The organism is Chromobacterium piscinae (genome assembly GCF_021129175.1).
Classification (GTDB): Bacteria; Pseudomonadota; Gammaproteobacteria; order Burkholderiales; family Chromobacteriaceae; genus Chromobacterium; species Chromobacterium piscinae.
Genome location: NZ_JAJOHV010000025.1, coordinates 1 through 12,442, shown reverse-complemented (window position 1 = coordinate 12,442; position 12,442 = coordinate 1). Strand labels below are relative to the sequence as shown.

Below are 12,442 nucleotides of genomic sequence, written 5' to 3'. Positions count from 1 at the left end.
TTACGGTTTGGTCCAGTAGCCGCTGAGGTCCACCTCATTGGCTCCGGCTGCCGCCCAGCTTGCGGTGGCGTCCAACAGGCGCTGCATCAGCACCTGGATTGAGTGGTCCGGCTGGTCAAGGCCTTGCCGGCAGAATTGTTCACGGAAGGTGTCCAGCGACATCCAGGTGGTCAAAAACGGCTGGCCCTCTTCGTCTTGTGCAACGCACTGCAGGTCGCGCTCGAACTGACGCCGCCAGCCGGCACTGCCAGCCCAGGCCAGAAAGGATTGCGCTTCCGCCCCGCTCACCAGCAGCGGAACATGCAGGCCCTCGACCAGATCCGACATAAAGCCGCTGTTACGGCGAGCCTCCAGAGTCAGCGGGCGCGACGTATCCAGCTGCTCCAGGCGATGGCGCTCATCTGCAAGGCCTAAGACCTGCGCCAACTGGGAAAACGGTGCACTTTCGTCATATCCGACAAACACGCGCTCCAGCCAGGCGTTATCGGCGGTGTCGATGGTGATGCCGTCCATGTTGGCCATTAGTGCGCGGGTAATGCGGCTGGTCCACGGCTCGTTGGCGGCCATCGCCTGCTGAGCCTGCCCGAGCGGGAACAGGCCGGTCCCCATCCCTACGCGTGGTGCATCCGGGATCAGCGTGGCAGTCACGGCTTGCGCTTGCGCCTTCAGGGCGGCCAGCGCCGCATAGCAAGCGGTCGAAAGAGGTCTTGTCGTCATGATGACTCCTGTTTGCGGGGTTAGTGGTAATATGCCACGCCGGCCTCGTGCTCGGCCGTCTGGGTCAGTCGCAAGGTCTCGGTGTACGCCTCCTGCAGCAAGACCTCCGGGTCGCCATCGAGCAGCTCGGAGGCCACCAGGTCGATCCAGTCGAAGTAATCCCAGGTCAGGCAGTAGGCGAACGGCAAGCCGCTGATCGCGGCCATGAAGCGCGCCTTGCGTTCCGAACTGACCACGGGACAACCAGCCTCATTCCACTTCAGCCAGTCCGGATAGCGCTGGCGATCCGCCGCCTGCTGGGCTTCCTCTTCGGGGGTGTCCGGATGGCTGACGCCGGCATAGATCGACCAGCGGTAGTCCACTTCTTCCAGCGTGCCAACTGTCGCCTGCGGAATGCAGGCCAAACCGGCCAGCGGCGCGTCGCGGCCCGGAGCCAAATACTCGGTGTGCCAGTGACTGACCCGCACGATCTGGCTGGGGCCCGACTCCACCAGTTCTGGGAGGTCCTCCAGCCACTGCAGCGCCACGATGGCCACCTGCTGCTGGGCAACGTGCGCCTTGATCCGCTCGACGGTATTGGCAAAGCGATAGCCATCGTCGATCACCGTCAGGCCGGTGAGCACCGGCAGTGCCGGCGATAGCGGGTCGTGGTCCGCCACGGCATGCACAGTGACTGCCAGGACATCGACTTGCTCACCGAACTGCCGCAGCAGTTCTGACTTGCCGACGCCGCTCGCGCCGACTACGACCACGACGCCACCACCGGCCGCCTGCAGGTTTGCCACAGCGGTGTGCAAAAGCGCCAGCGCCGTCACGCGGGGGAAGATAGTTTGGGACATAAGATGTTCTCCAGTTTGAAAGTTCGCGGCCAGTGGGCCGCCAGCGGATGAAAGATTCGCCCGGTCACGACAGTGGCAGTTATCGCGACATCGACACATATTGCAATAACTATTGCACAGCAGTCGCAACGGGTTCGCTGCTGCTGCCATCGTCCGCCGGCGACGCCGCCTCGACGCGCACACTCAAGCGATACGGTTGCTGCGCCGCTGCTGCCGGCAGCTCGCGCTGCAGCTGGCGGCCGAGCGCGGCCAACGCGCGCCCCGGCTCGGCGCTGTCGCGCTCGAGCTCGAACACCGACGTCGTGTCGTCGCGCGCCGGCAGCCCCAACGGTTGCGCGACGGGGAACGGCCCCGCCGGCGACGCCGGCGCGTTTGACAGTCGGGCCGGCACGGGCTGCTGATCCGCGCGCAACAGCGCCGTCCCTTCGAGCGCCAGCACCAGGCCGAGCCCGATCCCGACCAAACCGGCCAGCGCCGGCAGCAAGTAACGCCGGCGGCACAGCGTCCCCGGCCAGCCGCGGATCGGCAGTCCCAGGTACTGGCCAACCTTGTCGACCAGCTGCGCCTGCAGGTCGGCCGGGATGTCGCGGTAGCGCATGCAGTGCAGCGCCTCCAGCTCGGACTGCAGCGCCGGATCGGGCTCCGCACCGCCCAGCCGTTGCTTGAGCGCCTTCAGCTCGTTGATATAGAACGAATCGTCGCGCAACAGCTTGCGCAGGGCGGCCTGGTGGCAAAACTGCTGCCAGCGCGTCAGCGGACTGTCGGCCGGGAAAATCAGCGAGATCATGGTCTCTCCTTACGCTCACGCGCCCTTGGCGTGGCGATCCAGGTCCTCGAGCGCCGGCACCCAGCCGGCGGCGGCCGCGCGGGCGATCCAGCCCGCCCCATCCGGCTTGCCGTCATGGCGCAGCAACCAGCCGTGCGCATACATCGCCTCTGGCAGTCCCTGCGCGGCCAGCGCCGCGAGCTGCGGACGGTTGATCTGGTCAGCATGCAGCGTCAGCCACAGCTTGGCTTCCGGACGGCCCGCGCTCGCCAGTCGTTGCATCGCCGGCTGCAGCGCCTCGACCTTCTCGCGCTTTTCCCAGCGGTTCAATTGGTCCGGCACGATGTTGAACACCGCGACCAGCAGCGCGCCAGTCAGCAGACCATAGACCAGGTTTTTTTCAGAAATGGTGGTGACCTTGTCGCCCTTGCGGGTATGGGAAATCACCGTTATCACAGGTTTGGTAACCAGTTTCTTCATGCTCTGCTCCTTACCGCTAAAAAATTGTTACAACCACCCTGCATCAATCACCCCGCTGAAGGTGCGATAGAATTCAACCTTCATCAATTTTCACTAGTGAAAATTATACATCATTTAATGTAATAAATCACCAAGCCTTGAGTTCAGATGCGATTTACCAACAATAGTTGGACGACGTTAGCTTCGGCGACCCTGAAAATCTTGGTCTTAAGGAAAAGACCAGATGGAATATCACAACAGGGCATTCGGGGCAGTCCTTCGCGACTTGCGAAAACAAAAGGGACTCTCTCAGGAAGCTCTGGGTTTCGAAGCTGAGCTCACTCGCAATTACATCTCCTTACTGGAGTGTGGAGACCGTTCGCCGACTCTAGACACCATGCTTGCTCTCTGCAGCGCCCTAGATATTTCACTAGCGCATCTTGCCACGGCTATTCAGGCAAGAATAAGAGAGAACCATGATCGTAACAACCCATCCTGAATTCCCCCGTAGTAGACACCGTTACATTTATATCCTTCCAGGCCCACGGGTATCATCCGTCCAGCCCTATATAGTGGCAAGCCATAGCTTCCCCCCCACTATGCTTCTTGTGAGTGTGAGATAGGAAATGCTGTATATCCCAACTTGCACTACTCCTCTGCGTGAAGCGCTTACCTACTACGTCAATACAATATCAGTAGCTAAAAAAAGCTACCAGACCGAGATCTACCGGATCAGGCCACTCCAGGAACACCTCGGTGATTTGACATTACCAGAGATCGAGCGCGGTCACTGCGTTGCCTACCGGGATCTGCGTCTTGCGTCGCCACACCCCCGCAAGCCTGGCTGCACGCTGGGCCCTGCGACGGTGAAATTAGAGCTCATGTTGCTCAGCCACGTTTTCACCATGGCGATATCCGAGTGGGGGATGGAGGACTTATCGAATCCAATCGAGAAACTACGCAAACCAAAATCCCCACCTGGGCGTGTGCGCCGCTTGACGCGCGCAGAAGAAAGAAAACTGTTGCCTGCGGCCCGTAGGCATTCCAACCCAGAAATGTACGCCATCATCGTGCTGGCATTAGAAACGGCCTGTCGTCAAGGGGAGTTGTTGGCGATGACGTGGGAAAACGTGTCATGGAAAAAACGAACCGTGTTGCTTCCACAGACCAAGAACGGCGAGGTCCGTGAGGTTCCTCTGAGCGAAAGAGCACAGTCCATCCTTCGCGAATACCTCTCTCCACAGCCGGACGGCAAGATTTTCGGGTACAGTGCCGCGGGGTTCAAAAGTAGCTGGAGGATGCTGGTCCAAGGGCTTCGTATCGAGAATCTCCATTTCCATGATCTGCGTCACGAGGCCATCAGCCGGCTGTTTGAATTGGGCTTGAATACGATGGAAGTGTCGACTATCAGCGGTCACAAGTCACTCGCTATGCTCAAGCGTTACGCTCACCTAGTTGCTAGCCAGATCGTGCCCAAGCTCAACCCTCCACGCCGGAGGAAGGCCGAACGTTCGATATTACGCGATCAACTACCTTCCTACCCAGCTATCCTTACTATCTACAGCCGCCAAGTGATTGTGGAGTTTCCAGATCTGGAGGATCTGCGAGTACGGAGCAGCCGCATTGATGAAGCACAGGCACTGGCCCAGGCATTACTGCTGCAACGTTTGGTACGACTGCTAGTTGACGGACGCGCCACACCAACGCCAAGCCCGGTCGGAAGTTTGCAATTGCCATCGAAAAAAAGCCAGTGGGTCTGGATCTCTCCGTTAGGAGAATTCTTGGATGACCTATCTGCGAAACAAGTTGGAAATACAACCATACGAATGGCTGAGAAAAATCTGCAAACTTGCGGATATGCTACGACTTAATCGGTCGATATAGTTGCGGAAAAAATAACTGAAAACCAAGCATGGCCGCGTGTCTAGCACAATGCAATATCCAATTTGTCATATGCCAAACTGGCTTGCCAATCCGGTCGCTGGAAAGGCAGCACTGGTGGCTTCAATGGCCACTATCTAAACCTCGGATCAACCGTCGGCACATATACAAGTTTCAATACATCAGATAAGGCTTTAGCAGTATTTGCTACCGGTGGGAATAGTACATCGGGAGGTCAATGCGGAAATCGATATGATTTAGGTGCAAATATTGCTGGCATTGGAAGAGTTGCAACTAATAGCACGGCAAACGACAACTATTCAAAAACTGGATTCCTTTCATTTTTTGTTCCAGCAAAAACCCAATTTTCTATAGAGTCTTACCCTTGGGGCTGCGGGCCAGGTATTTTTTCTGCATACGCATTCATCGTAGAATGATTTTGCCAATCCGGTCGCTGGAAAGGGGGCTCAAGCAGCGGTCAATGGGCACAGTGTTACTGGGCAGGAAATTGGGATATTCGTAGTGGGGCACAGTCTTGTAGCAGCGGATATTTTACAGCAGGCTTCTCGTCAACCGGTTCCTGGTCTAGAGACATGCTATGTTGTAAATAGTAGAAAAAAGCCCGCTCATGCGGGCTTTTTTAATGACAGCGCTTTGCTAGTTCGTTCTATACCAGAACTGCCAGTACAGATTTAAGTTACCCCCCATTGTTTGGCCTGTATATAGGCTTGGCCCTACTGGTGTCCAGCTTCCATAACCTAAAGCATTATTGCCATACCAATATCGCCCACACGTTGATGGTGGAGTGCTTGGGTTTGCTGGTGACGCATCGCAACCGAATGTCATCCACATCTGGCCAACTCCTGTTCCAATCACAGGACCAGATTGGGAGCTGCCTTTCCAGCGACCGGATTGGCAAGTGAATCACATATGAAAACAAACAGCTTGGCAGTTCACCCAAGAGGAGTTTGAACTAGCAGACAAGTACCAATCAGAGCCAGAATTAAAAATCTGACACTTTCTGAAGTTGCCGTAATCTTGGCTATAAATAGAGAGACTACAATAATCTTGATGACCAAGATATATTTGTCCAGATCCGATGACTGGACTGTAGCTAATTACTGGCTGTCCTCCTGATTGTTTTGCCCAGCTACCGGATTGGCAAGAAAGTTGCAATCCGCTTGCATCAACTGCAACTTGACCATTTCCATTGTTCGGTAAAGAAGGATCTACACACGATGTGTTTTCAGTCACAATATCCGTCAAGTGGATACGACCAGTTTGCAGCTTTCCGTTTTGATCCGCAGCCAACGGCTTCCAGTTCGCCCCATCCCATGCGAAAGCTCGGTTAAGATTCCTGATGAGGCGAACATCTCCAACCCCGTTGTTCGCCGCCGGCAAAGCAACCAGCGTTGCCCAGTCTGCAACAGGATCCTTCCAGCTACCCGTGGTAGCTTGTACCACCACCGTTGGTGGCTGAGTGTTTGTTGCTTGGTTCGCTTTGACCTGAGCAGCTGTCGGATTAGCAATGATGTTCACCGCATTGCCATTCGCATCTCGCAGGCTGATGCTCCCATTATTCTTTGCTGTGTTTGCGGTGATCTGGTGCCACCACTTCACATTCGCTGCTGAGGCCACACTCGGTACTGCAAGCACCGCAGCAAGCAGAGCTATCTTGCGCATAGTTAAACCTCATTTGTGCAATAATTATTGTGTTATTTTACATTCCAATTCTTATAATTGTCCAAATTTTCATAAGGTTGCTCCATGAAGCGTCTTCTCCCCATACTACTTTTACCCTGCTTAGCTGCTGCAGGCCCAATGCCATTGTCGGACTTACATAACTTTAATGCTTCGATCGCAGCTCTTCATCAAATCTACAAGCAGCAGGTGCCAGCCTTGACCAAGTACGCAGAGCAGCAAGACTTCCAGCATCCTTACGAAAAACTGGCAATCGTGTCGCATGAACTGATTCACATAGCTAGCGCAGCCAATGTCGGCTATTGGAGCAACGGACAGATTCTGGCCGGCTATGAACCTGCCTACTGGGTTGGCCTCAAAAATCGACAGATCCAGCCGACAGCTGACGAGCAGGGTCAACTAGCGGCCGTTTGGGAGGGATATGTGAAACGAACACCCAACAACACTCTCGGCAATGTTCTGGATGAGATTAACGCTTATAGCTCGACGGTAGGGTTTGTATGTAAACATGCACCTCAGGATGCTGTAAGACAAATCGCCCCTCTCATGGGGCACCTGACGCTAATGAACGCTTACTTGCGCAATTACAGACTTGTGCTGCCTAACCGGTATTCCCAACTGCAGCAGAATTTGGTGATCAAAAGCATAATTGAGTCAATGGCGACGCAGGGCTGGAAGGCCCTTGCCAACTGCAAAATCGACCGGATTGACCATCAAGAGGAAGTTCTTCGATTTCTGAATGCCAGGATCCGTTAGTACGTTTGTGTGGGGCATGTCATTTTCACTGGTGAAAACCCTACCGAGCATATCCCCTACCCCTCCAGCGCGCGGCAGCCTATCCCCTGGCCACCATCTGCAGACTCAACCCATAAATCACCCACAAGTGCAGGGCATAGCCAATGTAAAGCGCCAGCCGCGGTAAAAAACGGACGCGGCGCGCTTCCACCTTCCAGGGGCCAGCCACGATCCAGATGGTAAACAGGATGGTCAGGTACATCCAGGGAAATCCGTACACAACAAGGCCCAAAACGGCCATTGCCAACAGCGGAAACGCCACGCCTCCGTAACGGAACCAACCGACCAGGGCCAGGATGAATCCAAGCCCGTGCCACGAATACGAAGCAGGGGAAAGTGCGACCCCGCCAAAAGTAAACAGCAGGGAGGCCGCAACAACTCCGCCATTACCTCTTCCCCACAACCGATTGACGCCCCAGGCAATTAGGAACGTGAACAAGATATTCAAGCACTGCTGATTTTTTCCATGGATGGCGATCACATAATGGAACGGCCACTGTGCCAGCAGGCCGAAGGCAAGGCTGAGCATTACGAACCGGCGCGGTTGTGAAAAGTGGTGCACCAGGTTGAACGCAAACACGACGGCAAACAGAGGAAAGGCCAGCCGCCCAAACGACGTCATCCATGGGTACGCACCATGCAGTAGACCCTTGTTGACGTGGTCGGCCAGCATCGAGATGAAGGCCAGCAGCTTGAGGTGGTCTAACTGACCAGGGGTGAACGCGGGTGCGGAGATGGCCGCGCCCCGGACCCACAATGCTCGAAATTTATTCCGCATGAGCCAGGCCGCCAAAGGAAGCCAGCAGCGCCTCAAACACCGTGCCGGCCTCCTTCACTGTGATCAGCATTTCCGCCTTGGCCAAGGATTCGATATCCTCTCCTTGCTGATTGATCTCTTCCTGCAGCACATCAAGGAAAGCAACCCTTTGCAACACAAGCTCATGCGTCACGATGAAGGACATCCGCTCAGCCCAGATCAAACCCAACTTGAAACATTGCTTGCCTCCCTGCAGGTGCTGGCGAATCTCTTCCGACTGGAGGTCATGGTTTTTCGCCTTGATCAGCGCACCGCCCTCTCCCGCGACCTCGAGTTCGCACTCTTCGCCAAACTCAAAGCCTTCGGGCAATTCCGCCGAGACCAGCCAGTTGGTCAGACAGGTATACGGCATCTGCACCGTGCGTGGCAGCGCGGCGCTAAACGCAGGCATGGCGTCATGCAACGCCGCGATCACTTCTTCTGCGGCCGCGGCCGAACTAGTATCGACCATCAGCAGGCTGCGCCGAATATCAAGATAAGCCCGGGTGACACTCCAGATTGTAAACGCCCTAGGCAGCAGCTCGTCGGTCAGCTGTTCTTTCAGGGCGGTCTTCTCCTTCCGGCCCATCTTGCGGTTCTCTTTTTGCTCGATCACCGCTACACGTTTCTTCAGCTCCTTCGCGAGGACTTTTGCTGGCAGCACCTTCTCCTCGACCTGTAGCGCAATCTGGAGCAGATCCTCGGCGGCGAGCACATAGAGATCCGGCGTACTCTCCAGAGGCGGGATCCACCCTTTGGAGGACCAATCCTGATTGCCACATTCAACAAACGGTTTGCTCTTCAGCGTATCCTGGAGGCGCTCTACCCCGAAATCCGAGGTATCGCCAAGCAGGTAGGTCCGCATGTTTTTTATCAACACAGCAGCTACTCCTTATCCCAAATCACCTAGAAGCCAAGGCTGCCAAAGGCAACCCATAATCACTTACATCTGTTTGTCGAGGAACAAATTGCGCTTCGGGGTGAACCGGCCGCCGGCGATATCCAGGGCGTAGCTTTCAGTGGAGATCCACTCGCGGACGTAAGCGAGTTCAAGGTATCCAGCTTCGCGAGTATGGTGCTGCAAGTGTCGGAATGCCTCCTTGTCGACCGGCTCGTATTCAGACAGCTTGGCATCGATGAGGTCAATCCAGAGTCTTGGAAACTTGGACTTGATATTGACCCACAGATGAATGACCAGCCCAAGTATGAATGCGCTCCACCACAGGGCAGACCACACAACATGAACGCCTGTCGCTTCGAGCAGTTTGCCAATCCCCAGCAATGCGGCCGCTGCCGCAACGCTGCCAATTGAAGCCCGTTCGAAGCGCGGCCCCATGCTTCCACGGAGTGATTTGGCAACCGCCATCCGGATATTGCGCAACTGCAGTCTCTTCTTCTTCAATTCGGCAAGCGAGAGCGTGGAGGCAAAATTTTCAACTTTATGAGACATGGCACTTTCCTTGAATTGATTAACACCTATTGCTTAACCTCTGCAAACGGCACTGCGCGCTTAACGGAGTTTAGCTTTGCTCGGGCTATACCCCGTATTGGGGCGGCTCGCCAGTAGTTGTCGAGCTACTGCGGTAAGCCAGGCCGGCAGCTCGCACATCAAGGCAAAAATAACTACGCCCGCCAATAGTTCCCAAACCGACCAGCCCGGCAAACAACGCGTCATAGGCAAAAGCTGGTTAAGAGAAGGATACGGAATAGCAAACCAACGCAGGACCATAACGACGAACAACGCAAGAGCCTTAGCGCTGCATGCAATCTCCCAGCCAAACCCCAGTACCTTCAACCCAACAGATACCTTTGGCTGAGCCAGCCAAACAGAAATTTGCGCCCTCATGGTTGGCCGAACCGTGCAGAGAAACATTTTGACATCATTGTTATCGAAGCCCGCGTCTAACAAACCACGGCTAATGGCCTGCTCGTCCCGACCGAATAACTGCCGCCTGAACTGGACGCCGCGGCTCTCAGCCACGCACAGCATGAAGGTGCGCCGCCAATTGGCCCCCATCTGGGTCTCCAGCAGAGCGAGCAGCTTATCCATGCCTGAAACCAAAATCCCTTCTTCTGCCAACATTTGCAGCAGAGCCCACTGGTCGGCTGCAGCCCGGCTAATGATGACCTGTTGCAATTGCCCGCTCTGATCGGCTAGTTCCGATTCCAGTTGGAACAAATCACTGTCGGGAAGAACCCCGTGTTGGCTGCAATCGAGCACGCGGCTAATCCGCCCCCAGATCTGATCGATAAGGCCTTTCAAAGCCTGGGGTGTCGCCAGATCAGCCGAATGCGTCGACTCAACCAGTGTGATTGCATCCCTAATCAGCATTTCATCGCTGAAAGCTGTCAGCCGCTCCAGCAAGTCTTGCAGATACATCAACACGCCCAATTCATCGATTCCTACGATATCCGTTCGGCCAGTTTCCAATCCTTCCCCTCCTCGTCCTAACTCCGCCTGCATTCAATACGGTAAGCATAACACTGCATAACGAAGCATTAAATATATATTGCATGATTATTCATTATTTTGTGAAAACATCGCGCCTCGCGGGTAGAATGGCCAATGCATCATATATTGCAAAAGGCAACCACATGACTACCCTGCTGATTGTTGAGTCCCCCAAGAAGGCCAAAACCATCCAGAAGCTCCTAGGTGAGGATTTCGTGGTGATGGCCAGTTACGGCCATTTCCGGGATTTGCCGGAACACGAGCTCGGGATCGATACCGACACCTTCCAGCTCAAGTATGAGTTCACCGAAAAAGGCCGGTTGAAGTTCGTCACCATCAAAGCCGCAATGAAGAAATGCAGCCAGGTGATCCTGGGTACCGACTTGGATCGCGAGGGCGAGGCGATCGCCTGGCACCTGGCGACCATGCTCGGACTCAAGTCTCCGAAACGGATCCGCTTCAACGAGATCACCAAGGCCGCCCTGGAGAAGGCCATTTTCACCAGTGAAAAAATCAACTATCACTTGGTGAACGCCCAGCAAGCGCGCCGTGGAATCGACCGCATGATTGGCTACCGCCTCAGCCGGCCGCTGTCGACGAAGCTCAGCCACAAAGGCCTATCCACGGGCCGTGTCCAATTCGCTGCCCAGGCGCTATTGGTCGAACAGGAGGCGCTTATCCGCACCCACGTCAGCCGTGAACACTACACCGTGGAGCTGCAGTTCCATAATGATGAACGCCAATGGTCGGCGCGCTGGATGATCCCCGAGTCAGTACGCGCGCAGGTCGAACTGCAAGGCAACGCACAAACCAATTACGAGCAGCCCAAACCGATCTGCCTGGACAAAGCAATCGCCCAGGCTGCGGTGTCCGTATCCTCCGTTCGCGTGCTGGACTACACTCGGGAACAATCGACTCGCATGCCGCCACCGCCGCTGATCACCTCGACCATGCAGCAGCAGGCATCAATGCGCTGGGGTTACGATCCCGACGTCACGATGACCGCAGCGCAGTCGCTCTACGATTCGGGCCATATCACCTACCATCGCACCGACGTACCTAACCTGGCCGAAGAAGCGATCCTGGCCATCCACCAACTAGCCGCCAAACTGGGCTTACCATTTCCAGATAAACCGAACAAATGGCCAACCCCGCCCGGGGCGCAGGAGGCACACGAGGCGATTCGTCCAGCCAATATGGAGCTGGAAGACGTTGGCGAAACCGAGCAGGAGCGCAATCTCTATCGCCTGATACGCCTGCGCGCGCTGCAAAGCCAGTTGGCTCCAGCCCATTACGACGTGCAGGAGCTGCTGCTGGAAGACGAGGCGGGGCAGTTCCAATACAAGGCCAGCGGTCGGCAACTGGTGGATCCGGGTTATCTGCGGTTTGCACGAATTTCCGGAGCTGGCCAATCCGATAACCCGGACGAGGAATCAGACGAAGACACTCCCTTGCCGACACTCCCAGCGCTGAATGCCGGTGATCTGGTCGCCGTGGACGACAGCACGATGAGCCGACACAAGACGCAGCCGCCGCGGCGTTACACCGTGGCCAGTCTGATGCGTAAGCTCGAGAAGCTTGGCATCGGTCGACCAGCGACGTATGCCACCATTTTCAGCACGCTCTCCCGCCGCGGCTACTCGAAGAAGGAAGGAGGGTATCTGGTACCCAGCCAAATTTGCGAGCTGATCTACCAAGTGATTTACCCAAACTTCTCATACAGCTTCCTCAGTTACACGCGAGACATGGAAGCGGCGCTGGATAGCATTGCCAAAGGCGAGCTCAACCACGTCGCACTGATGCGCGAATCGTGGAATATCCTTTCCGAAGAAGAACAAGGCTTCGTCACCGTCCCCCGCCCAGCCGGCATAGAGGATCCAGCTGATAGCCCGACCAAGGATTGTCCGAAATGCGGCCGCGTTATGCGTGCGATCAACGGGCGCTACGGCAAGTTCTGGTCCTGCAGTGGCTACGCGGAAAACAAGGCTTGCGAGCATACCGAAAAATTCGATCCGGCTGTAATTTCTATAAATAAA

Annotated in this window: 14 protein-coding genes; 5 read left to right on the top strand and 9 right to left on the bottom strand. The window is 55.7% G+C overall.

Translation table 11 applies throughout. From position 1 onward, the window contains the following. From LQR33_RS08665 to LQR33_RS08650, 4 genes are all read right to left on the bottom strand, one after another. A complete protein-coding gene (locus tag LQR33_RS08665) occupies positions 1 to 717 on the bottom strand; it encodes a hypothetical protein (protein WP_231468397.1) in 717 nt (238 codons plus the stop codon). Between the two features lie 20 nt (positions 718 to 737). Further along, the gene (locus LQR33_RS08660) at positions 738 to 1,556 is read right to left on the bottom strand and encodes a hypothetical protein (RefSeq protein WP_231468395.1); all 819 of its coding nucleotides are present in this window, start codon (positions 1,554 to 1,556) and stop codon (positions 738 to 740) included. A 109-nt stretch (positions 1,557 to 1,665) separates the two neighbouring features. Beyond that, positions 1,666 to 2,343, bottom strand: a complete 678-nt coding sequence (locus tag LQR33_RS08655) for a hypothetical protein (RefSeq protein WP_231468393.1) — start codon at positions 2,341 to 2,343, stop codon at positions 1,666 to 1,668. A 15-nt stretch (positions 2,344 to 2,358) separates the two neighbouring features. After that, positions 2,359 to 2,802: a hypothetical protein gene (locus tag LQR33_RS08650; protein WP_231468391.1), complete on the bottom strand. Its 444-nt coding sequence runs from the start codon at positions 2,800 to 2,802 to the stop codon at positions 2,359 to 2,361. 223 nt (positions 2,803 to 3,025) lie between these two features. On the opposite strand from LQR33_RS08650, the gene LQR33_RS08645 reads away from it, so the two are divergent. The 3 genes from LQR33_RS08645 to LQR33_RS08635 all read left to right on the top strand — a co-directional run bounded on the left by LQR33_RS08645 (position 3,026) and on the right by LQR33_RS08635 (position 5,099). Continuing rightward, positions 3,026 to 3,280 carry a helix-turn-helix domain-containing protein gene (locus LQR33_RS08645; protein WP_231468389.1) on the top strand — a complete coding sequence of 85 codons (255 nt, stop codon included), beginning with the start codon at positions 3,026 to 3,028 and terminating at the stop codon, positions 3,278 to 3,280. A gap of 127 nt (positions 3,281 to 3,407) precedes the next feature. Next, positions 3,408 to 4,652, top strand: coding sequence for a site-specific integrase (locus LQR33_RS08640; protein ID WP_231468387.1), 1,245 nt, complete (start codon positions 3,408 to 3,410; stop codon positions 4,650 to 4,652). Positions 4,653 to 4,727: 75 nt separating this feature from the next. Next, the gene (locus tag LQR33_RS08635) at positions 4,728 to 5,099 is read left to right on the top strand and encodes a hypothetical protein (protein WP_231468384.1); all 372 of its coding nucleotides are present in this window, start codon (positions 4,728 to 4,730) and stop codon (positions 5,097 to 5,099) included. A 487-nt stretch (positions 5,100 to 5,586) separates the two neighbouring features. Here the strand turns inward: LQR33_RS08635 and LQR33_RS08630 are convergent, their stop codons facing one another. Further along, positions 5,587 to 6,345 carry a hypothetical protein gene (locus tag LQR33_RS08630; RefSeq protein WP_231468382.1) on the bottom strand — a complete coding sequence of 253 codons (759 nt, stop codon included), beginning with the start codon at positions 6,343 to 6,345 and terminating at the stop codon, positions 5,587 to 5,589. Between the two features lie 84 nt (positions 6,346 to 6,429). Between LQR33_RS08630 and LQR33_RS08625 the strand changes: the two genes are divergently transcribed. Next, entirely contained in the window at positions 6,430 to 7,119 is a 690-nt protein-coding gene (locus LQR33_RS08625) for a hypothetical protein (protein ID WP_231468381.1), read from the top strand. 79 nt (positions 7,120 to 7,198) lie between these two features. Here the strand turns inward: LQR33_RS08625 and LQR33_RS08620 are convergent, their stop codons facing one another. From LQR33_RS08620 to LQR33_RS08605, 4 genes are all read right to left on the bottom strand, one after another. Continuing rightward, positions 7,199 to 7,936, bottom strand: coding sequence for a TraX family protein (locus LQR33_RS08620; RefSeq protein WP_231468379.1), 738 nt, complete (start codon positions 7,934 to 7,936; stop codon positions 7,199 to 7,201). Then, positions 7,926 to 8,819, bottom strand: coding sequence for a recombination-associated protein RdgC (locus LQR33_RS08615; RefSeq protein ID WP_231468377.1), 894 nt, complete (start codon positions 8,817 to 8,819; stop codon positions 7,926 to 7,928). Before LQR33_RS08615 ends, LQR33_RS08620 begins: the two co-directional genes overlap by 11 nt. 78 nt (positions 8,820 to 8,897) lie before the next feature. After that, the gene (locus LQR33_RS08610) at positions 8,898 to 9,404 is read right to left on the bottom strand and encodes a hypothetical protein (RefSeq protein ID WP_231468375.1); all 507 of its coding nucleotides are present in this window, start codon (positions 9,402 to 9,404) and stop codon (positions 8,898 to 8,900) included. Positions 9,405 to 9,464: 60 nt separating this feature from the next. Then, on the bottom strand, positions 9,465 to 10,385 hold the full coding sequence (locus LQR33_RS08605) for a hypothetical protein (protein WP_231468373.1): 921 nt from the start codon (positions 10,383 to 10,385) through the stop codon (positions 9,465 to 9,467). A 164-nt stretch (positions 10,386 to 10,549) separates the two neighbouring features. Between LQR33_RS08605 and topA the strand changes: the two genes are divergently transcribed. Continuing rightward, on the top strand, positions 10,550 to 12,442 hold a 1,893-nt coding region (gene topA / locus LQR33_RS08600; RefSeq protein ID WP_231468371.1), incomplete at its 3' end, for a type I DNA topoisomerase.